The organism is Erythrobacter sp. CCH5-A1, from assembly GCF_001557115.1.
Taxonomy (GTDB): Bacteria; Pseudomonadota; Alphaproteobacteria; order Sphingomonadales; family Sphingomonadaceae; genus Erythrobacter.
This window is the reverse complement of record NZ_LSKQ01000056.1, coordinates 14,939-40,770: the sequence shown is the minus strand read 5'-3', so window position 1 is coordinate 40,770 and position 25,832 is coordinate 14,939. Positions and strand designations below refer to the sequence as shown.

Annotated in this window: 33 protein-coding genes; 15 read left to right on the top strand and 18 right to left on the bottom strand. The window is 67.1% G+C overall.

Annotated features, from left to right (window positions below; genetic code table 11):
- The first annotated feature begins 36 nt into the window (after positions 1-36).
- Complete coding sequence (rplM, locus tag AX708_RS02785; RefSeq protein WP_066529283.1) at positions 37-516, top strand: 50S ribosomal protein L13; 480 nt, start codon at positions 37-39, stop codon at positions 514-516.
- On the top strand, positions 516-1,031 hold the full coding sequence (gene rpsI, locus AX708_RS02780) for a 30S ribosomal protein S9 (RefSeq protein ID WP_066529285.1): 516 nt from the start codon (positions 516-518) through the stop codon (positions 1,029-1,031). Before rplM ends, rpsI begins: the two co-directional genes overlap by 1 nt.
- A 76-nt stretch (positions 1,032-1,107) precedes the next feature.
- Here rpsI and AX708_RS02775 read toward each other — a convergent pair whose 3' ends face one another.
- The 4 genes from AX708_RS02775 to AX708_RS02760 form a co-directional block, all read right to left on the bottom strand.
- Positions 1,108-1,299, bottom strand: a complete 192-nt coding sequence (locus tag AX708_RS02775) for a hypothetical protein (protein WP_066529470.1) — start codon at positions 1,297-1,299, stop codon at positions 1,108-1,110.
- Positions 1,300-1,491: 192 nt separating this feature from the next.
- The gene (locus AX708_RS02770) at positions 1,492-2,352 is read right to left on the bottom strand and encodes a metallophosphoesterase (protein WP_066529288.1); all 861 of its coding nucleotides are present in this window, start codon (positions 2,350-2,352) and stop codon (positions 1,492-1,494) included.
- Positions 2,342-3,202, bottom strand: coding sequence for a diacylglycerol kinase family protein (locus AX708_RS02765; protein ID WP_066529290.1), 861 nt, complete (start codon positions 3,200-3,202; stop codon positions 2,342-2,344). Before AX708_RS02765 ends, AX708_RS02770 begins: the two co-directional genes overlap by 11 nt.
- Positions 3,203-3,229: 27 nt before the next feature.
- Positions 3,230-3,502: a hypothetical protein gene (locus tag AX708_RS02760; protein WP_066529292.1), complete on the bottom strand. Its 273-nt coding sequence runs from the start codon at positions 3,500-3,502 to the stop codon at positions 3,230-3,232.
- 229 nt (positions 3,503-3,731) lie between these two features.
- On the opposite strand from AX708_RS02760, the gene AX708_RS02755 reads away from it, so the two are divergent.
- The gene (locus AX708_RS02755) at positions 3,732-4,058 is read left to right on the top strand and encodes a UrcA family protein (protein WP_066529295.1); all 327 of its coding nucleotides are present in this window, start codon (positions 3,732-3,734) and stop codon (positions 4,056-4,058) included.
- 138 nt (positions 4,059-4,196) lie between these two features.
- Here AX708_RS02755 and AX708_RS02750 read toward each other — a convergent pair whose 3' ends face one another.
- The 3 genes from AX708_RS02750 to fumC all read right to left on the bottom strand — a co-directional run bounded on the left by AX708_RS02750 (position 4,197) and on the right by fumC (position 7,745).
- On the bottom strand, positions 4,197-4,952 hold the full coding sequence (locus AX708_RS02750; protein WP_066529296.1) for a LytTR family DNA-binding domain-containing protein: 756 nt from the start codon (positions 4,950-4,952) through the stop codon (positions 4,197-4,199).
- Positions 4,945-6,219 (bottom strand): sensor histidine kinase, encoded by a 1,275-nt coding sequence (locus AX708_RS02745; RefSeq protein WP_066529298.1) that lies wholly within the window; start codon positions 6,217-6,219, stop codon positions 4,945-4,947. Before AX708_RS02745 ends, AX708_RS02750 begins: the two co-directional genes overlap by 8 nt.
- Before the next feature lie 119 nt (positions 6,220-6,338).
- Positions 6,339-7,745, bottom strand: coding sequence for a class II fumarate hydratase (gene fumC / locus AX708_RS02740; protein WP_066529303.1), 1,407 nt, complete (start codon positions 7,743-7,745; stop codon positions 6,339-6,341).
- Positions 7,746-7,959: 214 nt separating this feature from the next.
- Here fumC and AX708_RS02735 point away from each other — a divergent pair, with 214 nt between their 5' ends.
- From AX708_RS02735 to AX708_RS02715, 5 genes are read left to right on the top strand one after another with little or no spacing between them, the layout of a single operon-like run.
- Complete coding sequence (locus AX708_RS02735; RefSeq protein ID WP_066529306.1) at positions 7,960-8,562, top strand: protein-L-isoaspartate O-methyltransferase; 603 nt, start codon at positions 7,960-7,962, stop codon at positions 8,560-8,562.
- Positions 8,559-10,028, top strand: coding sequence for a TolC family outer membrane protein (locus tag AX708_RS02730; RefSeq protein WP_067489475.1), 1,470 nt, complete (start codon positions 8,559-8,561; stop codon positions 10,026-10,028). Before AX708_RS02735 ends, AX708_RS02730 begins: the two co-directional genes overlap by 4 nt.
- A gap of 45 nt (positions 10,029-10,073) precedes the next feature.
- A complete protein-coding gene (locus tag AX708_RS02725; RefSeq protein WP_066529473.1) occupies positions 10,074-10,571 on the top strand; it encodes a DUF2497 domain-containing protein in 498 nt (165 codons plus the stop codon).
- Between the two features lie 52 nt (positions 10,572-10,623).
- Positions 10,624-12,807, top strand: a complete 2,184-nt coding sequence (locus tag AX708_RS02720) for a S9 family peptidase (protein WP_066529313.1) — start codon at positions 10,624-10,626, stop codon at positions 12,805-12,807.
- On the top strand, positions 12,804-13,214 hold the full coding sequence (locus AX708_RS02715) for a ferredoxin (RefSeq protein WP_233999596.1): 411 nt from the start codon (positions 12,804-12,806) through the stop codon (positions 13,212-13,214). The genes AX708_RS02720 and AX708_RS02715 overlap by 4 nt, the downstream gene beginning before the upstream one ends.
- On the opposite strand, the gene AX708_RS02710 is transcribed toward AX708_RS02715, so the two are convergent.
- A complete protein-coding gene (locus tag AX708_RS02710; protein WP_066529317.1) occupies positions 13,211-13,522 on the bottom strand; it encodes a hypothetical protein in 312 nt (103 codons plus the stop codon). The two genes, AX708_RS02715 and AX708_RS02710, sit on opposite strands and share 4 nt — an antisense overlap.
- Positions 13,523-13,662: 140 nt before the next feature.
- Here AX708_RS02710 and AX708_RS02705 point away from each other — a divergent pair, with 140 nt between their 5' ends.
- Genes AX708_RS02705 through xth form a run of 3 tightly spaced genes read left to right on the top strand, consistent with a single transcriptional unit; the run spans position 13,663 to position 15,299 of the window.
- The gene (locus tag AX708_RS02705) at positions 13,663-14,094 is read left to right on the top strand and encodes a CBS domain-containing protein (protein ID WP_066529319.1); all 432 of its coding nucleotides are present in this window, start codon (positions 13,663-13,665) and stop codon (positions 14,092-14,094) included.
- 39 nt (positions 14,095-14,133) lie between these two features.
- A complete protein-coding gene (locus AX708_RS02700; RefSeq protein ID WP_066529323.1) occupies positions 14,134-14,466 on the top strand; it encodes an iron-sulfur cluster assembly accessory protein in 333 nt (110 codons plus the stop codon).
- Between the two features lie 38 nt (positions 14,467-14,504).
- Positions 14,505-15,299: an exodeoxyribonuclease III gene (gene xth, locus AX708_RS02695; protein WP_066529329.1), complete on the top strand. Its 795-nt coding sequence runs from the start codon at positions 14,505-14,507 to the stop codon at positions 15,297-15,299.
- A 137-nt stretch (positions 15,300-15,436) separates the two neighbouring features.
- Here the strand turns inward: xth and AX708_RS02690 are convergent, their stop codons facing one another.
- The 10 genes from AX708_RS02690 to AX708_RS02645 all read right to left on the bottom strand — a co-directional run bounded on the left by AX708_RS02690 (position 15,437) and on the right by AX708_RS02645 (position 22,044).
- A complete protein-coding gene (locus tag AX708_RS02690; protein WP_066529332.1) occupies positions 15,437-16,087 on the bottom strand; it encodes a cell wall hydrolase in 651 nt (216 codons plus the stop codon).
- Positions 16,088-16,280: 193 nt separating this feature from the next.
- Positions 16,281-16,622 carry a DUF1491 family protein gene (locus tag AX708_RS02685; protein ID WP_156443381.1) on the bottom strand — a complete coding sequence of 114 codons (342 nt, stop codon included), beginning with the start codon at positions 16,620-16,622 and terminating at the stop codon, positions 16,281-16,283.
- A 4-nt stretch (positions 16,623-16,626) separates the two neighbouring features.
- Positions 16,627-17,115 carry a PaaI family thioesterase gene (locus AX708_RS02680; RefSeq protein ID WP_066529337.1) on the bottom strand — a complete coding sequence of 163 codons (489 nt, stop codon included), beginning with the start codon at positions 17,113-17,115 and terminating at the stop codon, positions 16,627-16,629.
- 17 nt (positions 17,116-17,132) lie between these two features.
- Positions 17,133-17,594 carry a PTS sugar transporter subunit IIA gene (locus AX708_RS02675; RefSeq protein WP_066529339.1) on the bottom strand — a complete coding sequence of 154 codons (462 nt, stop codon included), beginning with the start codon at positions 17,592-17,594 and terminating at the stop codon, positions 17,133-17,135.
- 168 nt (positions 17,595-17,762) lie between these two features.
- Positions 17,763-18,335: a ribosome hibernation-promoting factor, HPF/YfiA family gene (gene hpf, locus AX708_RS02670; RefSeq protein WP_066529342.1), complete on the bottom strand. Its 573-nt coding sequence runs from the start codon at positions 18,333-18,335 to the stop codon at positions 17,763-17,765.
- Between the two features lie 60 nt (positions 18,336-18,395).
- Entirely contained in the window at positions 18,396-19,100 is a 705-nt protein-coding gene (dnaQ, locus tag AX708_RS02665) for a DNA polymerase III subunit epsilon (RefSeq protein ID WP_066529344.1), read from the bottom strand.
- Between the two features lie 49 nt (positions 19,101-19,149).
- Positions 19,150-19,734 (bottom strand): dephospho-CoA kinase, encoded by a 585-nt coding sequence (gene coaE, locus AX708_RS02660; protein ID WP_066529347.1) that lies wholly within the window; start codon positions 19,732-19,734, stop codon positions 19,150-19,152.
- The gene (locus tag AX708_RS02655) at positions 19,731-20,588 is read right to left on the bottom strand and encodes a shikimate dehydrogenase (protein ID WP_066529353.1); all 858 of its coding nucleotides are present in this window, start codon (positions 20,586-20,588) and stop codon (positions 19,731-19,733) included. Before AX708_RS02655 ends, coaE begins: the two co-directional genes overlap by 4 nt.
- A complete protein-coding gene (locus AX708_RS02650; protein ID WP_066529355.1) occupies positions 20,585-21,202 on the bottom strand; it encodes a Maf family nucleotide pyrophosphatase in 618 nt (205 codons plus the stop codon). The genes AX708_RS02655 and AX708_RS02650 overlap by 4 nt, the downstream gene beginning before the upstream one ends.
- Positions 21,199-22,044: a pyruvate, water dikinase regulatory protein gene (locus AX708_RS02645; protein ID WP_066529357.1), complete on the bottom strand. Its 846-nt coding sequence runs from the start codon at positions 22,042-22,044 to the stop codon at positions 21,199-21,201. Before AX708_RS02645 ends, AX708_RS02650 begins: the two co-directional genes overlap by 4 nt.
- A gap of 314 nt (positions 22,045-22,358) precedes the next feature.
- Between AX708_RS02645 and hemE the strand changes: the two genes are divergently transcribed.
- The 4 genes from hemE (at position 22,359) to AX708_RS02625 (ending at position 25,725) form a co-directional block, all read left to right on the top strand.
- A complete protein-coding gene (hemE, locus tag AX708_RS02640; protein ID WP_066529360.1) occupies positions 22,359-23,375 on the top strand; it encodes a uroporphyrinogen decarboxylase in 1,017 nt (338 codons plus the stop codon).
- Positions 23,376-23,379: 4 nt separating this feature from the next.
- Positions 23,380-23,823, top strand: a complete 444-nt coding sequence (locus AX708_RS02635; RefSeq protein WP_066529363.1) for a CopD family protein — start codon at positions 23,380-23,382, stop codon at positions 23,821-23,823.
- 200 nt (positions 23,824-24,023) lie between these two features.
- Positions 24,024-25,289, top strand: coding sequence for a transcription termination factor Rho (gene rho, locus AX708_RS02630; RefSeq protein ID WP_066529365.1), 1,266 nt, complete (start codon positions 24,024-24,026; stop codon positions 25,287-25,289).
- A 43-nt stretch (positions 25,290-25,332) separates the two neighbouring features.
- Positions 25,333-25,725 carry a BLUF domain-containing protein gene (locus AX708_RS02625; protein WP_066529370.1) on the top strand — a complete coding sequence of 131 codons (393 nt, stop codon included), beginning with the start codon at positions 25,333-25,335 and terminating at the stop codon, positions 25,723-25,725.
- Positions 25,726-25,832 lie beyond the last annotated feature (107 nt).

Below are 25,832 nucleotides of genomic sequence, written 5' to 3'. Positions count from 1 at the left end.
CCTCCCGGCAGAGCATTCGAACCAAGGACACATGCCATGAAGGCGCTCACCAAGCAGACCCGGTCGATCAAACCGGCCGAGGTCGAAAAGAACTGGCACATCATCGACGCCGACGGTCTCGTCGTCGGTCGTCTGGCCTCGATCATCGCCAACATCCTGCGCGGCAAGACCAAGCCGAGCTACACCCCGCACGTCGATTGCGGCGATCACGTGATCGTCATCAATGTCGACAAGGTGAAGTTCACCGGCAACAAGATGGGCGACAAGGTCTATTACAAGCACACCGGCCACCCCGGCGGCATCAAGGAAACCACCCCCGCCAAGGTGCTGGGCGGTCGTTTCCCCGAGCGCGTGCTCGAAAAGGCTGTCGAGCGCATGATTCCGCGCGGCCCCCTCGGCCGCAAGCAGATGAAGGCGCTGCACCTCTATGCCGGCACCGAGCACCCGCATGACGGCCAGAAGCCGCAGGTGCTCGACGTCGCTTCCATGAACCGCAAGAACAAGGTGGCCGCATAATGGCTGACGAAACCGCAACCGTCTCGGATCTCGCCGATCTGAAGGACATCGCCGCCGGCGTCCCGCAGGGTGACGCTGCCGAAATCGCCCGCGTCACCGCGCCGCTGCGCGAGCGCGAGATCGACGCGCAGGGCCGCTCCTACGCCACCGGCCGCCGCAAGGACGCGGTCGCCCGCGTGTGGGTCAAGCCCGGCACCGGCAAGATCACCATCAACGGCCGCGATCAGGAAACCTATTTCGCGCGTCCGACCCTGCGTCTAGTGATCAACCAGCCCTTCACCGTCACCGACCGTGCCGGCCAGTACGACGTGATCGCCACCGTGCGCGGCGGCGGTCTGTCGGGCCAGGCGGGCGCGGTGAAGCACGGGATCGCCCAGGCGCTCTCCAAGTACGAGCCCGAGCTGCGCAGCGCGGTGAAGGCCGAAGGCTTCCTCACCCGCGACAGCCGCGTGGTCGAGCGCAAGAAGTACGGCAAGGCCAAGGCCCGCCGCAGCTTCCAGTTCTCGAAGCGCTAAGGCCCGGCCTTTTCGAATACAGAAAGGGCGGCCCCCGCAAGGGAGCCGCCCTTTTTCGTTTGCAGCGCCTCGGAGACTAGCGTTGCAGCAAGGACAGCGCGAAAAACAGCCCAGTGCCCGACAGGAACATCGGCCAGGACCAGAACATCCGCACATCGCCCAGCGACACCATGTGAATCGCCAGGGGTCCCCCGCTGGTGCCCTGCGATCCGATCACCACCGCAATCACCGCTGAAACGATCGCGCCGAAGATCACCGATTTGATCATGCCCATCGCCTTTCCCGTGAACCGCGCCCCGGCTGGCGGCGCAGTGGTGTGAAGGGGTGCAGACACGCGTGAACGACAATCGGGTGTATGCCGCCCCCGCGTGCCTGCACCGATCATATCCCGAATAAAGTCCTAACGCGGGCGATAGAGGAAAGGTTAAGCGCCGACCCAGTATGTTTACCGAGTCCCCGCTCAGTGCACCGGCGGGTCGATGGCCGGAACCTGCGCCACCGGAGCCACCGGCTCGCCCGGCGAGCGCGGGGGCATGGCATCGGCGGGTACATCCTCGATCAGCATGTCCTCGGTCGGCACATGCTCGAGATTGCGGACCGTGACGCTCAGGCTCGCCCCGTCCCACACCAGCTCGTTGAAGCTCGGCGGGGTCGAGCGGGTGCGCTGCGAGAGTGTGCCTGCGCCGATCATCCGCACCGGCCCCTCTGCCGTGGGCTCGGCGATGTCGAAGGCGTCGTGGACATGGCCCGACAGCACCCCGATCACACCGCGCTTCGCCAGTTCGGCGAGCGCCTTCTCGCCCCCGTGGGTGAGCGCGGTGCCATGCGTGCCGACCTCGCGCAGCGGGTGGTGGACCGAGATCAGCGTGGCCGTGCCCGCCGGCAGCCGGTCGATTGCGGCAAGGCAGCGCTCGAGCGCCGGCTCGGTGACCCAGCCCTTCGACCAGTTGGTGCGCGGCTGCCAGCGGCGCACTGATTTCAGCGGCACGATGGCGAGGCCGGGAAGGTCGATCTCGCGCTCGACCAGCGCCTTCATTCCCTCGAACCGCTTGTAGGGCGTCGTGAAGCGCTCGAAGAGGTTGAAATAGGGCATGTCGTGGTTGCCGATGGCGATCGTCACCGGCACCTCGAGCGCGTTGATCCAGCGCGTCGCGGCAGCGAATTCGTGGTGGCGGGCGCGCATCGTGTGATCGCCGGTGATGACCACCGCATCCGGGCGCCGTGTCGCGATCTCGTCGCGCACCCAGGCGAGCGCGCGCTTGTCCTCCAGCCCGAAGTGGATGTCGGAGAGGTGGAACAGGGTGAGGGGGCTAGATGTCATGCGCGGTCGCTAGCAGATCGACCCCGCAGGGCTCCACCGCAAAGGTTGAACCGGGCGGGCATTCAGCCGGTTCGCCGTCGATCAGGCAGGCGAGCGGCCCGCCGTCGACACTTTCTAGGACGATCGCCTCGGCGAGGCCCAGCTTGTCGTGCGGCCCTTCGCGAAAACGGTGGCGCAGCGTCGCCCAGGCCTGCGCGGTGTAATCGAGCGCGGCGTCGGCGTAGTAGCCGAGGATCTGCACCCCGTGCTCGCCGGGGGTGAGCTCGACCAGCGGATAGCCCCCCTCGCGGCTCGCGCGGCGATCGGCGACGCGGATGCCGGGGCCGGTGGTGGTCTCGCGCAGCGCGGCGATGGCCTCCTTGGCGACTTCGGTGATGGCCCCGCTGCGCATCGATTCGCGCACCCGGTTCCAGGCCGTGCCGGGGCCGACCAGCAGCCCGGCAAGCGCCACCCCGCCCGGGCACCGCAGGCACAGGGGCCTGCGGGCGAGCGCGCCGCCGGCCGCGACGATATCGAGGATCGTGTCGAGATCGGTGGTGCGGTGGAGACGCAGCGGCAGGAGGTTCATCGTCCCGCCCGGCAGCACCAGCACCTTGCCGCCCCAGCCCGCCAGATGATTGACCAGCGCGTTGATCGTCCCGTCCCCGGTATAGACCGCGACCATTCCCACCCCGGCGGCATCGAGCGCGGCGGGATCGGGCAGGGCATCGTCGGGAAAGGCGATCACCCGCGCCACCTCCCACCCGCGCGTCTCGATCGCGGCGGTGACCTTCTCTGCCGAGTTCGAATCGTTGCTCCCGCTTGCCGGATTGACGACGAGCCAGCAGGGGGAGCGCGCAGGATCGGGCATGACAGGGTCCTTGTGGAAGAGCGTGCGCTAGAGCCGGCCGGTCAGGATCAGCCACGCCGCGCCGGCATTGACCGAAGTGTAGATCGCATAGGCCCAGGCGTAGCCCGGCCAGCCCTTGACCGACAGCAGCAGCGCGAAGAACAGCACCGCGAACTCACTCAGCATCGCCGCGCGCCGGCCGATGGTCTGGCTCGGCCCCGGCAGGCGCGCGAGCAAGGGGTGCCCGCGCGCGAAAACCGCGCCGAAGATCGCGAAATTGGCGACTCCGAGCAGGAAGATGATCGCGGTGGCCGGACCCATGGCGTCACTATGGCCGCACGCCCGTCGATTGGAAACCGCCATTTGTCGCCCGTTTCGGTCCGTTGGTCACGACGCCGCCGCGCCGGTCGAGCGGCTGACCGGGGTTGATCGACCTTGCCGTGCGGCCCGTCCGGGCGAGGCGTATCAAGGGATCAGCAGGACGCCTGGCACCCCCCGGATCGGACCCCCGCCCGATCTCAGGCCCCTGTGAGAGATGGAGGATATAGTCATGAAAACCCTTGCGAATCTGATGATTGCAGCCGGCCTGTCGGCGGCGCTCGTCACCCCGGCCCTCGCGGACAACCCGTTCGAGGACGCCGGCCCGCGTCCCACCTTCACCGTCCGCACGGCCGATCTCGACCTCGCCACCGAAGCCGGCCAGCGCAAGCTCGACGACCGGGTCGAGGCCGCCATCCGCCAGGTGTGCCGTCAGACCAGCCCCCGCACCGGCACGCGGATTCTCGATCAGAACGTGCAGGAGTGCAAAGCGCGTGCCCGCGCCGAGGCCAAGAGCCAGGTCGCTGCCCTGCTGGACCGTACCCAGCGCGGCGGTTGAACCGCGCACGAGTAGCCCCCGCGCCGGCCCGGTGCGCGCGTGGCATACGGCCCGAACCCTCCCAGTCCCTGGGGTTCGGGCCGTTTTTTTGTGGAGTGAAGCTCGCACCCGGACCGAGACACCCGGCCCCGCGCTCCCTTACCTTCCCGCCATCGCCTTGACGCGCGCGAGGTAGGTGCGCCCGATCCGCAGCGCCTCGCCATTGACCAGCTCCGCCGACCACACGCCGAGGCCATCGTGCCGCAATCCGCGGATATGGTCACGGCGCAGGATCGTCGAGCGGTGGATGCGGATGAACTGTTCGGGATCGAGCCGCTCCTCAAGCCCCGCGATGGTCTGGAGCAGCAGGTAGGAGCGGGCATTGTCGGCGCTCCCCACATGCAGGCGCACGTAATCGCGCTCGGCATCGATCTGGTGGACTTCGCTCACCGCGATCCGCAGCAGCTCGGAACGGTGGGGCACCCACAGCTCGTCGAGATAGCGGCTTGCCTTGTTGCGGCGCTGGCCGCGGCGGGCGACGGCGCGCTCGATCGCACGCTCCAGCCGGTCGGCGGAGACCGGCTTCAGCACGTAATCGACCGCTTCCAGATCGAAGGCCTCGACCGCGAAATGATCATGCGCGGTCACGAAGATCACCACCGGCGCCTGCGGCTGCGCGGCGAAGTGGCGCGCCACGCCGAGGCCGTCCAGTTCGGGCATGGTCATGTCGAGCAGCACCAGATCGGGCTCGAGCTTCTCGGCGAGGCGCAGCGCCGCGGCGCCGTCGCTCGCGGTGCCGACCACGCGCACGGCGGGGATCTCGGCGCAGATCACCTGCACCCGTTCGACGGCGAGCGGTTCGTCATCGACGATCAGGGTGCGAAGGGCGGCATTTTCGGTTTCGGTCTCAGGCATGGCGGTGGGCCTCTCGGGTTACTGGCCTCGACAGGGGGATGCGGATTTCGGTGCAATAGCCGCCCGGCACGGGGGCGGAGGAGAAGCCGATGTCGGGGCCGAAGCGCGCCTCCAGCCGGTCGCGCACGTTCGCCAGCCCGATGCCGAAGCCGTGGGTGGTGCCCTGCGGCACGCCGGGGCCATCGTCGCCGACGGTGATGACGAGCCGGTCGAATTCCTCGCGCGCGGCCACAGTGATGGTCACCGGGCGCGAAACGGGAGAAACCGCGTATTTCACCGAATTCTCGACCAGCGGCTGCAGGATCATTCCCGGCACGCGGCATTCCTCGAGCTCGGCGGGCAGATCGAACCTGGTCACCAGCCGGGTGGGAAAGCGCACCGCCTCGATATCGAGGTAGAGCTTCTGCAAGTCGAATTCGTCGCGCAGGGAAACATCGGCGGTCGGTTCGGTGGCGAGGCTGTGGCGGTAGAAACGGCTGATCGTCTGGATCATCCGCTCGGCGCTGTCGGCCTTGCCGGTCATCACCAGTGCGGAGAGCGAATTCAGCGTGTTGAACAGGAAATGCGGGTTCACCTGATAGCGCAGGGAGCGCAATTCGGCGGCCTTGGCGGCGGAGCGGAACTGCTCCTCGCGCTGCTGCGACGCGCGCGCCTGCACCCCGGCGAGCAGCGCGAAATAGGTCGAGGCCCAGGCGAGCAGCAGGAAGTATCGCCCGAGCGCGACATCGAGCAGCTTGCGCCAGAAATCGGAATAGGTCTCGGCCGGCGCGATCATCACCGCCTGCGAATCGACCACATCGGAGTCCGCCTGCGGCTGGCCCGCCGGGCTGACGCGCCGCACGGGGACATCGACCAGCAGGTTCCCGCTCTCGTCACGGCGCAGGTTGATGTTGTATTTCTTGGCGTAGAGCTGCTCCTGCGCCAGCTCGATGTCCTTGAAAATCCACTGATTGACTTGCCCGATCGCCAGCGCGATCGGGAAGGCCAGCGCGATTGCCGCAGCGATCTTGAGCCACAGGGGACGGGTGTCGAACAGCCGCAGCAGCAGCCAAAGCACGATCGTCAGCCCAATTCCCAGCGCGGTGATCATCAGCCGGCGCCAGCCGAGTTCGAACTGGAGCGACAGATCGAGCACCAGGCTCGAGCGGAAGGTGGTGAGCGCGAAATAGGTCGCCCACAGCACGACCATCGAGAACAGCACCGTGCGGAAGGACACGGTGGCGGCGGGTTCACCGGGGGCGGTATCGCTGAGCGGATATGTCGACATTATGCCGCAGAGCGATACCGCGCCTGCCCGGGGATGGGAACCGGGCAGGGCGAAGGTTGTCGGGCGCAGACTCGCCTTGGTCGAAAGATGAACGGCTGTTCATCATCGACCAACGGCACTTAGTCCCGGGGGCGGATCATGTCCGAAGGCACCACCCACTGGGCAAACTGCTCTTCGGTGAGCAGGCCGAGTGCCAGTGCGGACTCCTTCAGCGTCGTCCCTTCCGCGTGGGCCTTCTTGGCGATCTTCGCGGCGTTGTCGTAGCCGATGTGCGGATTGAGCGCGGTCACCAGCATCAGGCTTTCGTTGAGAAGCTGGGTGATGCGGGTGGTGTTGGCCTCGATCCCCACCACGCAATTGTCGGTGAAGGCGTGGGACGCATCGCCGATCAGCTTCATCGACTGGAGCACGTTGTAGATGATGACGGGCTTGAAGACGTTCAATTCAAGATGCCCGTGCGATCCGGCGACCGTCACCGCGACATTGTTCCCCATCACCTGCGCGCAGACCATCGTCATCGCCTCGCACTGGGTCGGGTTGACCTTGCCCGGCATGATCGAGGAGCCCGGCTCGTTGGCGGGGAGCGAGAGCTCGCCGAGACCCGAGCGGGGGCCCGAGCCGAGGAGGCGGATGTCGTTGGCGATCTTCATCAGGCTGACCGCCAGCACGTTCAATGCCCCCGAAATCTCCACCATCGCGTCATGCGCGGCGAGCGCCTCGAACTTGTTCGGCGCGGTGACGAAGGGGTGGCCGGTCTCGGCGGCGACTTCGGCGGCGAAGGCGGTGTCGAAGCCGACCTTGGCGTTGATCCCGGTGCCCACCGCCGTGCCGCCCTGCGCCAGCTCAAGCACGCGCGGCAGCGCTGCCTCGACCCGCGCAATCCCATAGGCGACCTGCTGCGCGTAGCCCGAGAACTCCTGCCCCAGCGTCATCGGGGTCGCATCCTGCAAGTGGGTGCGGCCGATCTTGACGATGTCCGCAAACTCCTGCGCCTTGGCATCCAATGCGCCGTGCAGCTTCTTCAATGCCGGGAGCAGGTGATCGAGCGCCTCGCTCGCCGCGGCGATGTGCATGCAGGTGGGGAAAGTGTCGTTCGACGACTGGCCCATGTTGCAGTGGTCGTTGGGGTGGACTGGGGTCTTGCCGCCCTTCTTCCCCGTGAGGATCTCGTTCGCACGGCTCGCGATCACCTCGTTGGCGTTCATGTTCGACTGGGTGCCGCTCCCCGTCTGCCACACCACCAGCGGGAACTGGTCGGCGAGCGTGCCGTCGATCACCTCGCGCGCGGCTTGGACGATTGCCTCGCCGATGCCCGCATCGAGCACGCCGAGCTTCATGTTCGCCTTCGCCGCCGAAAGCTTCTGCACGCCCAGCGCACGGACGAGGGCGGGGGGCATCCTTTCGCCGCCGATCGGGAAGTTGACGATCGAGCGCTGGGTCTGCGCGCCCCAGTGCATGTTCGCCGGAACCGCCACCTCGCCCAGCGAATCGGTCTCGATCCGCACCTCACCGCTGTTCGCCGTCATGTCACTCATCGAAGCCATCCCTCACTCAATCGAATTGGACCCCACCGGGTTACGCGCTCCCCTAAGCACCGGCGCGCGGCGAGGTCAAAGGCGTAAAATCATCAGGCCCGGCGCGCGCGGATTGCGGGCAAAAGCCTTGGAAGCACGGGCACGCCCGTTTAAGGAGAGGGTTGACCAGCTGTATTGCGATACTAATACAGTAACCCGAGAAACGATGAGCACCATGACCACGACTATTCCGGACACCGCAGTCGCCCGCCGCGCGATGATCGACAGCCAGCTGCGCACCAGCGGCGTGAACGAGGAATATGTGCTTGCCCGGATGCTTGCCGTCCCGCGCGAGGATTTCCTCCCCGCGGAGAAATCCGCGCAGGCCTATATCGACCGCGCGGTGATGCTCGGGGAAGCCGGCCACCTCGCCGCCCCGCTGTTCTATGGCAAGCTGCTGCTCGAAGCCGCGCCGTTGCCGGAGACCCGCGTTCTGGTGGTGGGCGGCGGCACCGGCTACCTCGCCGCGCTGATCACCCCGCTGGCAGCGAGCGTCACCGAAGTCACCGCCGCCGAGGCCGCCGCTTTGCAAGGCGCAGGCGAATATGACCTCGTCGTCATCGACGGCGCGATCGAGCAGCTGCCCGAGGGCCTTGCCGCCGCGCTGGCCGACAACGGCCGGATCGTCACCGGCCTCGTGCTGCGCGGAGTCACCCGGCTTGCGAGCGGGCGCAAGGTCGCCGGCAGCGTCAGCCTCCAGCCGCTCGAGGATCTCGGGATCCCGGTGCTCCCCGCCTTCGCTGCGCCCAGGCGCTGGACCTTCGCATGACCCGCCGCAGCCCCGCGCTTCGGCTCGCGGGAGCGGCGAGCCTGCTGGCGCTCGCCGCCGGCCCGGCACAGGCCGACTCCCTGCGCGAGGCGCTCGCGGCGGCCTACAACACCAACCCCTCGCTCGAAAACGCGCGGGCGACCAAGCGCGCCAATGACGAGAACGTGCCGATCGCCCGCGCGCAGGGCCTGCCCACGGCCGATATCACCGCGACCCATATCGAGTTCCTGCGCCAGTCGGCCAACTCCTTCACCGCGCCCGAACGCAACCTCGGGGTGACCGCGGCGCTGGTGGTGCCGATCTATTCGGGCGGCGCGGTGCGCAACAGCATCGCCGCCGCCAAGGAGCGGGTCGAGGCCAACGAGGCCGACCTGCGCAATGTCGAAAGCACGCTTTTCGCCAATGTCGTCGCCGCCTACATGGACGTGCTGCGGACCGAGGCGCTGGTGGCGCTGGCGACCAACCAGGTGCAGGTGCTGCGCACCAATCTCGAGGCGACCAGCGACCGCTTCCAGATCGGCGACCTGACCATCACCGACGTCGCCCAGTCGCGCTCGCGCCTCGCGCTGGCGGAGGGCGATCTGCAGACGGCCGAGTCCAACCTCATCAATGCGCGCGAGACCTACATCCGGCTCGTCGGGCAAGCCCCGGGCGAGCTGGAAGCGCCGCCGCCGCTGCCGGGCCTGCCCGACACGGTGGGTCAGGCGATCGTCACGGCGCTCGAAAACAACCCCGTCCTCGATGCCGCCAGGCAGCGCGCCGAGGCAGCGGGCTTCGATACCAAGGCGGCCGGCGCCGGTCGGTGGCCGACCGTCAGCCTGTTCAGCAATGGCCAGTACAGCGATTTCTACGGCACGCTCGGCGGTCCGGTCGCAGCCCAGTTCCGGCAGGCAGAGACCACCGCCAATGCCGGGGTGCGGGTCACCATCCCGATCTTCCAGGGCGGTCTGCCCGCTGCGCGCCAGCGCCAGGCCGGCGCCCGCGAGAGCGCGGCGCTCGAGGACGTGATCCTCAACGAACGCCAGGTGATCGCCGATACCCGCGCGACCTATGCCGCGTGGCAGGCTGCGAATGGGGTCATCAAGAGCGCGCAGGCCGCGGTCGAGGCGGCGGAGCTCAGCCTCGAAGGGCTGCGCGCGGAAAACTCGATCGGCAACCGCCAGATCCTCGACGTGCTCAACGGCGAGCAGGAACTGGTGCAGGCCCGCGCCCAGCTGGTGACCGCGCGGCGCAACGCCTATGTCGCCGGGTTCAACCTGCTGGTGCTGATGGGCAAGGCCGAGGCGCGTGACCTCAACCTCGATACCGGCGGGCCGCTCTACGACCCGACCATCAATTCCGAGCGGGTCAGCAGCAAGATGAACGACTGGGACCGCGACCCGGAAGCTGCTGCGAAATCGACCAGAACCGTTGACATTCCGCCCGCCACGGCAACAATCGGCCCGCAATTGCTGCCCGGCGATTGATCGGCGTCCCGATTCGGGACTTGAGGCAGCCAGTCGGGGCGAATGATGGGCCAGGAAAACGGGGAAGCGTCGGTCGAGGAAATCCTCGAATCGATCAAGAAGGTCATCGCGCGTGACAACCGCGCGGGCGCGCTCGAAGCACGGCGGCGGCGGATGCTCGTCTCCGAAGACGACGCCGCCCAGCCCGCCCCGCTCGCCCGCACCCACAAGGTCCGCGATGCCGAGGAGGTGCTCGACCTGTCGGATATGGAGCTTTCCACTCCCGCCGAGCCGTCTGCCATGCCCATGCAGGCGCCCGAGGAAACCCCGCTGATCGCCGATCAGGTGCGGGACGCGATGCAGGAAAACCTCGCCGCGCTCGCTATGCTGGCCGAGCCGCCGGCGCGCCCGCAGATCGTGCGTTCGGGGGAGACATCGCTGGAAGGTCTGACCCGCGAGCTGCTGCGCCCGATGCTCGCCGAATGGCTCGAGGCGAACCTGCCCGCGATGGTCGAAAGCCTGGTGCAGGCGGAAATCGCCCGGATCGTCGGCAAGCGCCGCTGAGGGCAAGCGCGGGACTAGCTTAGGGCGCGCGGGAGGTCTAACGCCTCCGGTCATGCGTCATCTCACAGCTTTCGGCGCGCTGGTCGCCGCTTCCGCCCTTTCGGCTCCGCTTGCGGCCGAAGATATGCCCCGCGCCGAGGCCGCCCCGATCGGCCCCGGCGTCACCGCCCCGCCGATGCGCGCCGAGGATCTTGTCACCCTCCCGCGCCTCGGGGCTCCTGCCGTCAACCGCGAGGGCACGCTGGCGGTCTACAGCGTTACCGTAACCGACCCGGCGAGCCTCAAGCGCGCGCCTGCGCATTACCTGATCGACCTGACGAAGCCGGGCGCGGCGCCGGTCGCGCTGGCCCTGCCGCTCAAGGCCTCGGACCTCGCTTTCGGACCGGACGGGGCGCTCTATTTCCTCAGCGCCGAGAACACCGATTCCGCCGCGCCCACGCTGTCGCGCGTGTGGCGGGTGACTCTGGCGAAGGACGGAACGGCAGGCGCGCCCCAACTCGTCACCCCCACGACGATGCGCGATATTGCCGGCTTCAAGCTCGCCCCCAATGGCGCGGCGATTGCCGTCTGGGGCGAAGTCCCGCGCGACTGCCCGAGTTTCGGCTGCGCCGACGCGGCAACGCCCTACACCCCCGGCCCCGGCACCGGCCGCCTCTATGACGCCAGGGACGGCTTCGTACGCCACTGGGACCGGTGGGCGACCCCGGGCTTCCACAACCGCATCTTCGTCTACCCGCTGGCGGGCGGCGTGGCACAGGGCGAGGGCGCGCCCGCCGACGGCAAGGACCCCGCGACCGGCATCACCGCCGACACGCCGACGATGCCCTTCGGCGGCGGCGAGGAGATCGCCTTCTCGCCCGATGGCAGCGCTCTCTATTTCACTGCGCGGCTTTCCAATGCCGAGGAGCCCTATTCGACCAATCTCGACATCTACCGCGCCAAGCCCGACGGCGCGGCGCCCGAGCTGCTGACCGGCGGCAACAAAGCCACCGACACCACGCCGACGGTTTCGCCCGACGGGAAATACCTCGCCTGGCTCGCGATGGACCGCCCGACCTACGAGGCCGACCGGCTTTCGGTGCGGCTGATGGATCTGAAGACCGGGCAGGTGCGCAACCTGACCGAGGCGGTCGACCTCTCCTTCGGCAGCCTCGCATGGGAAGCAGGCAGCAAGAGCCTGATCGCCACCGCGCAGAAGGTGCTCGATACCCCCGCCTTCCGCATCGACATCGCCACCGGCAAGGTGACCGAACTCAACCTGATGGCGGGGAGCGAGGCGCATATCGCGAACATCGTGCCGCTGCCGGGCGGACGCGCGCTGTTTACCCGCGATTCGATCGGTCAGCCGGCAGAGCTCTACCTTTCGGGCGACATGGGGCAGGCCCGCCCGCTCACCGATGTCGCCACCACCCGCATGGGCACCATGGCGAGCATCGTCACCCGCCGCTTCAGCTTTGTGGGCGCGAATGGCGACACCGTGTGGGGCCAGCTCACCCGCCTTGCCGACCAGACCGGGCCGATCCCGGCGATCCTCTACATCCACGGCGGGCCGCAGGGGAGCTTCAACGACTCGTGGTCGAACCGCTGGAACCCCCGCCTCCTCGCCAGCCAGGGCTACGCCGTCATCTCGGTCGATTTCCACGGGAGCACCGGTTACGGGCAGGCCTTCACCGACGCGATCAACAAGAACTGGGGCGGATGGCCGCTCGAGGACCTGCAGAAGGGTTTTGCCGCCGGCATCGCGCTCGACCCGCAAATCGACGGGGAGCGCGCCTGCGCGATGGGCGCGAGCTACGGCGGCTACATGGTCAACTGGATCGCAGGGCAGTGGCCCGACCGCTTCGATTGCATCGTCCAGCACGACGGCATCTTCGACAACCGCTCGATGTATTATTCGACCGAGGAGATCTGGTTTCCCCGCTGGGACAACGGCGGCAGCTACGAGGCCGCGCGCGAGGTCTACGAGAAGTGGAACCCGGCCAATCACGTCGACAAGTGGAAGACGCCGATGCTGGTCGTCACCGGCCAGAAGGATTATCGCGTGCCCTACAGCCAGGGCCTGATGAGCTTCACCGCCCTGCAGGAACGCGGCATCCCCGCGCAGCTGCTGGTCTTCCCCGACGAGAACCACTGGGTGCTGGGCGCGAAGAACTCGCTGCAATGGCACCGGACGGTGTTCGCATGGCTCCATCGCTGGCTCGGGCAGGGCAAGGCCCAGGAAGGCGGGAGCAAGTGAGTCGCAAGGAACTCGAATCCGCGCGCCATTCGCTCGCCAAGCATTTCGGCGATCCGGCGCAGGGCACCGCGATCACGCGCCACATCATGCTGTGCGCGCTGTCCGAAAAGCAGAAATGCTGCTCGCGCGAGGCGGGGGAGGAGGCGTGGGGCTTCCTCAAGTCGCGGCTGAAGGAGCTGGGGCTGGTCGGGCCGGTGCGCAAAGACGAGAGCAAACGCGGCGCGGGCGGCGGGGTGCAGCGCACCAAGGCCGATTGCCTCCAGATCTGCGCCGCGGGGCCCGTCGCGGTCGTGTGGCCGGACGGGGTGTGGTATCACTCATGCAGCCCCAAGGTGCTCGAGCGGATCATCCAGGAGCACCTGATCGGCGGCGTTCCGGTCGAAGACTTCCGGCTCACTGCGGACTAGTCCTCCCTCGGACTCCAGAATTCGTCCTTGCTCGGCATCTGGTTGTCGACCGATTCGTCGTGGCCGGTGCCGTTGGACAGGAACACCAGCCCCATCAGCCCCCCGCCGAGCAGCATGGTGAGGCTGATCCCGAGCGCCACTGCGATATAGAAATGCACCGAAATCATGCCATTATAGGCAAACAGCAAGCCCATCGCGGTCGCCACCACCAGCACCGTCGCGGCGAGCAGCCATTTCATGATCTGCCGGTAGCGCGCCCAGGCGTGGGCAGCGTTCACGGGATCGTCGAGCGGGGACTTGCGGTTCATGTCTCCCGACATGGCCCGCCCCCTGCCGCATTGCAACGCGCGAAAGCTGCAAGGCCTTTCGCGCGGGGTGCAATCGGCAGGATTCGCTTTTTCACCCGATGCATGGCACTTTCCTTGCCCGGTAGAGAGGGAGACTCGCCATGACCATTGCCCGCATCATCGCCAATCGGGGCTCATCCGACATCATCGCCTGCGATTGCACCACCCCGGTTGCCGAAGTGGTTCAGACCCTCGCCAGCAAACGCATCGGCGCGCTGCCGGTGCTGCGTGAGGGGCGTGTCGTCGGCATCGTGTCCGAGCGCGACGTGATCTACCGCCTCGCCGACAAGGGGAAGGACTGCCTCGATGTCGCGGTCGAGGAGATCATGACCTCGCCTGCGGTCACGGTCGAACCCGGCACCACTGTTGACGAGGCGCTGGGCATGATGACCCGCCGCCGCTTCCGCCACTTCCCGGTGGTCGAGAACGGCGAACTGGTCGCCTTCATCTCGATCGGCGATCTCGTGAAGCACAAGATGGACGCGGTGCAGGGCGAGGCCGATGCGCTGCGCAACTACATTCAGGCCGTCTGACGCCTTGAGAGTCGCGGGCGCGCGCCCTAGATTGGCAGCATGACCGCCGCGCCCCTGATCCTCACCCCTTCCGCTGCCAAGCGGGTTTCGCTGATTGCCAGCAAGCAATCGCGCCCGGCGATCCTGCGCCTCGCGGTCGAGGGTGGGGGGTGTTCGGGCTTCCAGTACAAGTTCGATCTTGCGGACGCGCCCGATGCCGAGGATTCCGTGTCGGAGACCGATGGCGTCAAGCTGGTGGTCGATCCCGTCAGCCTCGATCTGATCGCGGGGAGCACCGTGGATTTCGTCGAATCGCTGGGCGGCGCGGCCTTCAAGGTCGAAAATCCCCAGGCCGCCGCCGGCTGCGGCTGCGGGGCGAGCTTCGGGATTTAGGTTAGACCAGCGCGGCGGTTTGCGGCACAAGCGCGCGCATGAAAATCGCCACCTTCAACATCAACGGCATCAAGGCGCGGGGCCCGCGTCTCATCGAATGGCTCGAGGAAACCCGCCCCGCGGTCGCCTGTCTGCAGGAGATCAAGACGCAGGACGATGGCTTCCCGGCCGCCGATTTCGAAGCGATCGGCTACAGCGCGATCTGGCACGGACAGAAGAGTTTCAATGGTGTGGCGATCCTCGCCGACACCCGCGCGGGCTACACCCTGACCGAGGTCCAGCGCGGCCTCGGCATTCCCGGGCCGAACGAGGGCGACGCGGAGCAGGCGCGCTATCTCGAGGCGGATGTGAACGGCGTGCGCATCGCCTGCCTCTACCTCCCCAACGGCAACCCCCATCCGGGGCCCAAATTCACCTACAAGCTCGCGTGGATGGCGCGGCTGCGCGAACGCATGGCGCAGATCTGGGCCGAGGAAGTCCCCGCGGTGGTGCTCGGCGATTTCAACGTCATTCCGCATGACGACGACGTCTGGTCGGTGAAAGCGATGCAGGACGACGCACTGATGCAGCCCGAGAGCCGCGCCGCCTATGCGCGCCTCCTCGCCGATGGCTGGACCGACGCGATCCGCACCCACAACCCGCGCGGCGGGGTGTGGACATACTGGGACTATCAGGCGGGCGCCTGGCAACGCGACCACGGCTTCCGGATCGACCACATCCTGCTCTCGCCCGAATGCGCCGACCGGATGGAGAGCTGCGGCGTCGACAAGGAATACCGCGGCCGCGAGAAGGCAAGCGACCACACGCCAGTCTGGGTCAAGCTCACGTCCTGAGCCAGACAGAAGGCGGTGATCGGCGCGCAGCGCCGCAAGGGCGGAGTCGAAGCCAAAGGCGCAGACGTGCGAAGCACACCTGCAAGGCCGCCCGCCGCCGCTCGCCCGAAGGGCGAAACAGCGGCGAGGATCAGCGATCAGCGATAAAAAATATGCGTGTCGATCTGCGCGAGGCGCGTCTTGCTACGGGTCCAGCCGGGCTTCACGTAGCGCGCGTGGAAGAACACCGCGCCCTCGGCCTCGCTCTCCCACAGGCCCTTGTCGGCGATGTGGGCGATCGCCACGGCGCGCTCCCATGCAGCCGAGCCTTCGCGCACCGCCGGCATGCGGCTACCGCGCATGAAGGAGAATTGCCCGGGCTGGGCGACGACGCCGCAATAGGAGCGCGGGAAGCGACCGTCCTCGGTGCGGTTGACGATCACCTGCGCGACCGCGAGCTGACCTGCCAATTGCTCGCCGCGCGCCTCGAAATAGACCGCGCCGACCAGGCAGCGCATCTGCTGCGACATCGGGGCCGCGGTGTCGATCATGCCGACCAGCTCGTGAAGCGAACCGGCCTCGGTTTCAACAGGGGCGGCCTCCGCAGGCGCCGGAAGGGGCTGCACCACCGGCTCGGCGACAAATTCGATGGGTTCGGGAACCAGCTCGGGCGCTTCGACCGGGGCGGGAGCGGCGAGCTGTTCGCTGGCGGCTTGCGCCAGAGCGGCGGCATTCCGGCCGCCGGGGAACATCGTGGTTGCGATCGCGATACCCGCAACCGCAGCAATCGCGGCAGTCTTGCGACTCATGTACTCTACTAATTCGGCGGTGAGCGCGCTCTGGCGCAGACGGGAACCGTGATCCAGATCGTTGCCGATGTGGAGAGTTCGAAGAAGCCTGCCGGCCGCTCCCCGTCTGCGTGCTGGCGGTGCGGCCGAATTGCCGCGGCGTGCCAGCCTGCGCTCAGGAAGTCGGGCGCCACTAGCCCGCTTCCCGTTAACGTCAACTCAATTCGTCGATACGGGCGACGAACCGTTCCCGATCCGCGATATCCACCTCGATCAGCCACATATCGCAGTCCTGCCGCCGTCTGCGCGCCAGATAATCGGAAAATTCTTGCTGATTTTCAGGGTCTTCCCGTTTCACCGCAAGAAATTTGCGCGATCCGTCGAGCTGGGGCATCCTTTCGTAAAGCACACCGTCCCTGCCGCGACACAGGGTTACCAGCAGGATGGTCCCGGCGTCCCGCTCGCCGCGGGCGAGCACCGTGCCGAATCCCCCCTCGGTCTCGGCAAGCCGCAGGATCGCACCCGCTTCGAGGTGCGCAGGCAGGCGGTCGGACACCCGTTCAGAGCCCCGAGGGGCCGCCCGCGGCATAGCCCGGCAGGCTGGAAAGCGGGATGCGGCTCTTCATGAAGGTGCCGGTACCGCGGCCGATCTCCTCGCCCTCTTCATCGACCAGCCGCGCCTCGGCCACGAACACGCGCCGGCGGCCGCTGACCCAGTGGCCCTCGGCGGTGACCTGCCCGGCGCGCACGGGCTTGGAGAAGAACAGGTTGAAGCTGGTGGTGAGCAGGAAGCGGTCGGTCACCAGCGAATTGCAGGCGTAGAAGGCCGCATCGTCGAGCATCTTGAAGTAGATCGTCCCGTGCGCTGCGCCGGCCGCGTGGTAATCCTCAGGGCTGACGGTGAAGGTCAGCTGCGAGCGGCCCTCGCCCGGGATATGCAGCTTCGAGGCGAACTTGGCGTTGACCGGCGCGGAACCATAGAGCCGCTCCAGCGCGCGGTAGTGCTGATCGGCACCGCTCGCGGGCAGGGGTTCGTCACCGGGCGGCATCGGCAATCGGGAGCGGATCAGGCCGCGTCGCGCAAGAACTGGTTGGTCAGCAGCGCATAGACCGCTTCGGTATCGGGGGCGTCGGCGAGCATCTGCAGCGTCATTTCGTCGCGGGTGAGGCGCGAGATCGCGGCGAGGGCGTGGAGGTGGGTCGCTCCGGCATTCTCGGGCGAGACCAGGCCGCACACCAGCGTGACAGGCCGGGCGTCGACCGCGCCGAAATCGACCGGCGCCTCGAGCCGGATCAGCGCGAGGCTGGGCCGGCGGATGTCCTTGGAGCGGCAATGCGGGATCGCCACGCCGCGCCCGAAGCCGGTGCTCCCCAGCGCCTCGCGCGCCTCGAGGTTTTCCAGCACTTCGCTTTCTTCCAGACCATAGGCCGCGCTCAGCAGCTGCGCGGCGCGGGCGAGGATCTTGGGCTTGGTGTCGAGCCGGGCAAAAGCAATGGCCTGGGGGGAGAGTGCGAGGTTGACGTCCATGATACGAATGATCCCGAAAACTGTGCGCCTTCACTGGCGAAGGTCCGGTCCGTCCAGCCCCGCGGGGGGATTGACGGGCCGGGGCGGTGCCCCCTCCTGCGACCGCCTGGACCTTCGAAAAGCGGGCCCCGCCATCACGATTCCGTAGCGGCAAGGCGGGCTATGGCCCTATCTCGGCTCGACCCATCCAATCGAGCCATCGGCGCGCCTGTAGACCATATTATGCGCGCCGGTGCCAGCGTTTTTGAAGAACAGCGCCCCGGTGTTCCTGAGATCGAGCATCATCACCGCATCCGCGACGCTGGCGGTGGGGATGTCGACGCGGGTCTCGGCGATCACCAGCGGAGCATCGGCGACGACGACCTCGTCCTCCTCCTCGACCTCCTCGACCATGAAGATGGTGTAGGCGGCCTCTTCCTCGCCGCGGGCGTGATCGGCCTGCTCGTGTCGGTCGGTGAGGCGGCGCTTGTAGCGTCTGAGCTGCTTCTCGATCTTGCCGACCGCATCGTCGAAGGCGACGTGGACGTCATGCGCGCTGCCTTGCGCCTTGAGGATCAGACCCTGCATCACATGTGTGACGATGTCGCAGGTAAAGGCGCCCGCAGGGGCCTTGCCGAAGGTCACCTGGCTCGAGATCGCGCGGTCGAAATACTTGTCGACGATCGCGCCGAGCCGGTCCGAGGCATGCGTCTGCAACGCGCTGCCGGTGTCCATCTGGTGGCCGGAAATCCGAATGTCCATGAAGTGTAGTCCTCCGTCCAAGAGTGAGGATCCCAGTAGGTAGCCGGAACGCGTCAGGGCTTAACTAACCCAGATCGCGCCCTTGATCTCCGCGATGAACGCGGCGTGCCGCTCCAGCTCCTCCGGGCTGGCAACATGGGGCCGGGGTTCGCGCCGGGGCTTGTCCGCGGGGGGGCGGTGCCAGGGCGCATTGGGGGTGAGTTCGGTGTGAGCGGGGGTTTCGGGCGCGCTGTCCGCAAGCCCGAGCACGATCTGCCGCCCGCCGGTGAGCTCGACATAGACCTGCGCGAGCAGCTCGGCATCGAGCAGCGCGCCGTGCTTGACGCGGTGTGAGCGGTCGATCCCGTAGCGGGTGCACAGCGCATCGAGGCTGAGCTTGGCGCCGGGGTGCTTCTTGCGGGCGATGGCAACGGTGTCGACCATCCGGTCGAGGCTGATGGGCTCGCGCCCCGCCAGTTCCAGCTCGTTGTTGAGGAAGCCGAAATCGAACCCGGCATTGTGCGCAACGAGATTGGAGTCGCCGAGAAATTCGAGGAGTTCGTCCACGCTTTCGGCGAACCGCGGCTTGGCGCTGAGGAAGGCGGCGCTGAGGCCATGGACCCGCTCGGCTTCGGCCGGCATGTCGCGTTCGGGGTTGAAATAGGCGTGGAAGGTGCGCCCGGTTTCGACCCGGCCGACCATTTCGACGCAGCCGATTTCCACCATGCGGTCCCCGGTCTTGGGATCGAGCCCGGTGGTTTCGGTGTCGAAAATGATTTCGCGCATTTGCGGGACTATCCTCCCTCAATCCGAGTCTTGCAAGCGCGCTTTGTCGTCAAAGTGAAGCAATCAGGCTTGTCACCTGCGCGCGGGTTTCTTCGAGGCTGGTGCCGGTGTCGATCACATGATCGGCGCGGGCGCGCTTCTCGCTGTCGTGGAGTTGCAGGCCGAAGATGTGGTCGAATTTCTCGGGCGTCATCCCCGGCCGGGCGAGCACGCGGGCGCGCTGGACGGCCTCGGGTGCGGAGACGACCACCACGAGGTCGACGCTCTCGTGCCCGCCGCGTTCGAACAGCAGCGGGATGTCGAAGACGACGGCGGGCTTGTCCTTGTGGGCTTCGAGGAAGGCGGCGCGCCTGGCGGCGACGGCGGGGTGGACGATGGCTTCGAGCCGGGCGAGGGCGGCCTTGTCCGCAAAAACCTGATGGCCCAGCCGGTCGCGGTCGACGCCCGCGGGGCCGGTCGAGCCGGGGAAGGCGGCCTCGATGGGGGCGAGGAGTTCGCCCCCCGGCCCCTGCATCGCGCGCACCTCGGCATCGGCGTCGAACACCGGGATGCCGGCCTCGGCGAACATCGCCGCGACGGTCGACTTGCCCATGCCGATGGAGCCGGTGAGGCCGATGATCTTTTGCCTGATCATGCGGTGAGGATCGCTCGCAATTCGGCATCGTATTCGCGCGGCGGTTTCGCGCCGAAAAACTTCTCGAAGGCGACCGCCGCCTGGCCGATCAGCATCGACAGGCCATCGATGGTGCGGTGGCCGCTGGCCCGCGCGGTCTGGAGCAAGGGGGTGTCGCGCGGCGCCGTTACGATATCGTAGGCGATGCTGCGCGGCGGGGCGTGGCTCCAGTCGAAGGGGAGGGGGGGCTGGCCCTGCATCCCGAGGCTGGAGGCGTTGACGACGAGGTCGAGGCACCCCTCGCGGTCGTCGAAGGCGAAATCGGTGGGGTCCGAGAAGTGCGCGAGGTCGATGGCGTGATGCTCGCCCCCCGGCGCCAGCTCGTCGAGCAGCGCGCGCGCCTTGCCCGGATCGCGCCCGGCGACGACCAGCGTGAAACCGTGCCCAGCCAGCGCCGCAATGATCGCCCGTGCCGCGCCGCCGGTGCCAATGATGCGGGCCATGCGGAAGTAGTGGGTCTCGGCAAGGTCCTTCGCCAGCGGTTCGAGGAAGCCGGCCGCATCGGTGTTGGTGCCAGCCAGCGCGCCCTCGCCCAGCGGCAGGATCGTATTGACCGCTCCGATGGCATCGGCGGGGGAATCGATGCGGCCCAGCAGAGGCATCACCGCCTGCTTGTGCGGCATGGTGACATTGCACCCGCGCCACAGGGGGTCTTCGCGCCGGGCCGCCAGATAGCCGGGCAGGGCATCGGGCGTCACGTGGCAGGCGCGATACTCGGCTTTGATCCCGAGCTTGCCGAGCCAGAAGCCGTGGATCGCGGGGGACTTGGACTGCCCGATGGGATCGCCGATCACCTCGGCATAAGGCCGGGTCATGCGATCAGCACCCCTTCCTCGCGCAGCGCAGCCAGCAGGGGCAGCAGCGGCATTCCGAGGACGGTGAACTGGTCGCCCTCGATTTCCTCGAACAGCTGCACCCCCGGCCCCTCGATCCGGAAAGCGCCGACCGTGTGGCCGATCGCGGGCCATTCGAGGCCGAGATAATGATCGATAAACTCGTCCGAGAGATCGCGCACATGCAGGCGGGCAAGGCTGGCGTGGCTCCATTCGCACCCGCCGTCCCGCACCAAAGCCGCGGCGGAGTGCAGCTCCATCACCGCGCCCGAGAAGAACCGCAGATGCTCGGCGGCCTCGTCGCGCGAGCGGGGCTTGTCGAAGCGGCGGCCCTTGCAGACCACCAGCGAGTCGCTCCCCAGCACCAGCGCTCCCGGGTGCAGCGCCGCCACCGCCGCGGCCTTCGCCACCGCCAGCGCTTCGGCCACCTCGGCGGGCGCCGCGCCTGCGAGCCCCGCCTCGACAGCGCGCTCGTCGATATCGGCGGGGATGCTCTCGTAAGCGACGCCCGCCGCATCGAGCATCGCCTGGCGCGAGGCGCTCTTGCTCGCCAATATCAGTCGCGGGGGCGCGCCAACCGCATCCGACAAAATCATATCGGCTTGCCCACCCCGCCCTCGCTCGCGGGCTTGCGATCACGCTCCTGCACCAGCCGGATGATCGCCGCGGCGGTCTCCTCGATCGAGCGGCGGGTGACGTCGATCACCGGCCAGCCATTGTCGCCGAACATCCGGCGGGCGAATTGCAGCTCGGCCTTGACGCGGTCGTTGTCGACATAGGCCGTCTCGGTCGCCTCGTTCAGCGAGAGCAGCCGATTGCGGCGGATCTGGATCAGGCGCTCCGGCGAGGTCGTCAGCCCCACCACCAGCGGGTGGCGCAGGCGGTAGAGCGTCTGCGGCGGGGGGCTCTCGACCACCAGCGGAATATTGGCGACCTTGTAGCCGCGATTGGCGAGGTAGATGCTGGTCGGGGTCTTGGAGGAACGCGACACGCCCACCAGCACGATATCGGCTTGCTCCCACTCCTCGTGGCCGATCCCGTCGTCATGGGCGATGGTGTACTGGATCGCCTCGACGCGCTTGAAGTAGTTCTCGTCCATCATGTGCTGGCGGCCCGGGCGGCCATGCGCTTCCTGGCCGAGCTGCGATTCCAGCGCTGCCGTCACTTGATCGAGCACCGGCACCGCAGGGAGGCCGAGATGGCGGCAATGCTCCTCGAGCCGCTTCCTCGTCTCGGGGTTCACCAGCGTGTAGAGCACAAGGCCGGGATGCGCGGCGAGATCGGGGACGATGCGGTCCATGTGCTGCAATGAGCGGACCATTGGCCAGAAATGGCGGTTCACGCTCGGGTTGTCGAACTGGGCGAGGGCCGCCTTGGCGATCATTTCCAGGGTCTCGCCGGTCGAATCCGAGACGAGGTGGAGATTGAGTCGGTTCATCAGCCAGGGCCCTGTGGACAGAACGCCGCATAAACCACGGGAGGCGCGGGCGGACAAGCTGGGGAGGGAATTTCATGCCCGCTCGCAGCCCTTTCCTCTGGCGATTTGCGCACACGGGACAAGTTTTGTCGACAGGCTGTGAAGAGTGAGGATAAAGCTGGCTTGACGTCCAATCCGTGCGGATTCGATGGGGGCAGGGGCTAAGGGGCCAGACGGGGGTAACCGGGCAGGAACCGGTAATTCCCGCTTTCCACAGGGCCAACCGACTCCATCCATCCTTTTTAAAATTGAATTGATTTGCTCTAAGGAACCCTATGCCCGGTCCGCTTCTCGAAACGCTCAAAGGTCACCGCCAGCCGGTCGCCCCCGTCTGGCTCATGCGTCAGGCGGGGCGTTATCTGCCGGAATACAGGGAGTTGCGTGCGGAGAAGGGTGGCTTCCTCGAACTGGTCTATGACAGCGCGGCCGCAGCCGAGATCACGGTGCAGCCGATCCGGCGCTTCGGGTTCGACGGGGCGATCCTGTTCTCCGACATCCTGATCGTGCCGCATGCGATGGGGCAGGGGCTAACCTTCGCCGCCGGCGAGGGCCCGCACCTGTCACCGACGCTGCTTGAGGTGGAGCTCGACAGCTTCACCCCCGCCTTCGAGCGGTTCGAACCGGTGTACGAGACCGTGCGCCTCACCCGCCAGCAAATCGGCCCCGCGGTGACCATGCTCGGCTTTGCGGGGAGCCCCTGGACAGTCGCGACCTACATGATCGCGGGCGAAGGCTCCAAGGATCACGGCCCGGCCCGGCTGCTCGCCTATCGCGATGCAGGCCGGATGCAGGCGATTATCGATGCTATCGTCGAGGTTTCGGTGACTTACCTGCGCGGCCAGATCGATGCGGGCGCGGAAGCGGTGCAGCTGTTCGATTCGTGGGCGGGCAGCCTCGCCCCCGACCAGTTCGAGAAATGGGTGATTGCTCCCAACGCCGCGATCACCGCGAAGCTGAAGGAATCGCACCCCGATACCCCGGTGATCGGCTTTCCCAAGGGCGCGGGCGCGAAGCTGCCTGCCTATGCGCGTGAGACGGGGGTGGACGCGGTGGGCCTCGACGAGACGCTCGATCCGGTCTGGGCGCACCAGAGCCTCCCCGAAGGCATGCCGGTGCAGGGCAATTTCGATCCGCTGTTGCTCGAGGCGGGCGGCCCGGCTTTGGCGGCCCGGGTGAAGACCATCATCGCCGCCTTCGAGGATCGTCCCCACATCTTCAACCTCGGCCACGGAATCGGGCAGTTCACCCCGATTTCGCACGTCGAGGAACTTCTCGACGCTCTGAGAGGCTGACCGAATGCAGGAAGCGATTTCCTCGATCTATCTGTTCCTCAAGTCGGGGCACGTGATCTTCATGGTGTTCTGGATGGCCGGCCTGTTCATGCTGCCGCGCCAGTGCATCTACATGCTCGACCACGCGCCCGGTTCGGAGGGGGAGGCCAAGTGGGCCGAGCGGATGGGGAAGCTCCGCAAGATCATCCTCACGCCCTCGCTGATCATCGTCTGGGTGCTCGGCCTGTCGATGGCCTATGGCGGCGGCTGGCTCACCTCGGGTTGGCTCCACGCCAAGCTGACGCTGGTGGTGGCGATGACCGGCTATCACGGCTGGCTGGTCGGCCAGACGAAGAAGATGGCGCGCGGCGAGCGGCCTCTGAGCGAAAAGACCCTGCGCATGATCGGCGAGGTGCCGGGCGTGCTGCTGATCCTCATCGTCCTGCTGGTCTACCTCAAGCCCTTCTGAGGCTGGGGCGCCCGCGCAATCGCCGATTGACCTCGCGGGCGCGGGGTCCTATTTCCAACCCACCTATCCGGTACCGGAGCGCAAACCCGCTCCCGCAAGGTCTGCTTTCTCCAAGCCCAGCCCCCTCCAACCAAGGGGCACCGCCTGCCACAGGCGGCACTGACCCACCGGCCACTCCAAGACTTTCGGAACCTACGAAAATGCATTTGAAAGACCTCAAGCGAAAGACCCCGGCCGAACTGGTCGCGATGGCGGAGGAACTGGGCGTCGAGGGCGCCTCGACCATGCGCCGGCAGGATCTGCTCTTCTCGATCCTGCGCGAGCTTGCCGAGGACGAGGAATATGAAGAGAAGATCATGGGGATCGGCACCATCGAGGTGCTGCAGGACGGCTTCGGCTTCCTGCGCAGCCCCGAGGCGAATTACCTCGCCGGGCCGGACGACATCTACGTCTCGCCCAATCAGGTCCGCCGCTGGGGCCTGCGCACCGGCGACACCGTGGAAGGCGAGATCCGCGCGCCCCGCGATGGCGAGCGCTATTTCGCGCTGACCAGCCTCGCCAAGGTCAATTTCGACGATCCCGACGCGGTCCGCCTGCGCACCAATTTCGACAACCTGACGCCGCTCTACCCGGACCAGAAGCTGACGCTCGACACGCTCGATCCGACGGTGAAGGACAAGAGCGCGCGGGTGATCGACATCATCGCGCCCCAGGGCAAGGGCCAGCGCGCGCTGATCGTCGCCCCGCCGCGCACGGGTAAGACGGTTCTCCTCCAGAACATCGCCAAGGCGATCACCGACAACCACCCCGAGGTGTTCCTGATCGTCCTGCTGGTCGACGAGCGCCCCGAGGAAGTCACCGACATGCAGCGCTCTGTGAAGGGCGAGGTCATCTCCTCGACCTTCGACGAGCCCGCGGGCCGCCACGTGCAAGTTGCTGAAATGGTGATCGAAAAGGCCAAGCGCCTGGTCGAGCACAAGCATGACGTCGTCATCCTGCTCGACTCGATCACGCGCCTGGGCCGCGCCTACAACACCGTGGTGCCCTCCTCGGGCAAGGTGCTGACCGGCGGTGTCGATGCCAACGCGCTCCAGCGTCCCAAGCGCTTCTTCGGCGCCGCGCGTAACATCGAGGAAGGCGGCAGCCTCTCGATCATCGCCACTGCGCTGATCGATACCGGCAGTCGCATGGACGAAGTCATCTTCGAAGAGTTCAAGGGCACCGGCAACTCGGAAATCGTGCTCGACCGCAAGGTCTCCGACAAGCGCATCTTCCCCGCCCTCGATGTCGGCAAGTCCGGCACCCGCAAGGAAGAGCTGCTGGTCGCCAAGGACAATCTCTCCAAGATGTGGGTCCTGCGCCGCATCCTGATGCAGATGGGCACCGTAGACGCGATGGAATTCCTGCTCGACAAGATGAAGGATTCCAAGACCAACGAAGATTTCTTCGCGACGATGAACCAGTAAGGGAAGAAAGGCCTGGGGGTCGGGCCGCAGACGGACGGGAACAGTGCTCAGCCAGTATCTCTACATCAGCACCGCGCCGACCCTGCCGCGCGAGGAGGTGGACGCCATCCTCGCCGCCAGCGCGCGCAACAATCCGGCGCGCGGAATCACCGGGCTCTTGCTGTTCAACGGCCGCAACTTCCTCCAGCTGCTCGAGGGGGAGGAGGGCGAGGTCGCCGCGCTGATGGACACCATCACCGCCGACCCGCGCCATTCGGGCGTTTCGGTGCTCGACCGCCGCGCGATCGAGGGGCGTACCTGCCCCGACTGGGCGATGAAGCGGGTGATGATCGCCGAGAGCATCGAGGCGCGCCGCGACATGCTCGAGCGCGATCTGCCGCGCGGCCTCGACCCCGAGGTGCGCAAGATGATCGTCAACTTCGCGGTGCTGAACTAAAGCGCGATGACAAAGGCCCGCAGCATGAGGGCGTTTCAGCGAAACGTCGTCATGCTTTAGGGGCCAATCCCTAGCCGGCGGCAACCCGCTGGCAGACCTCGACATGG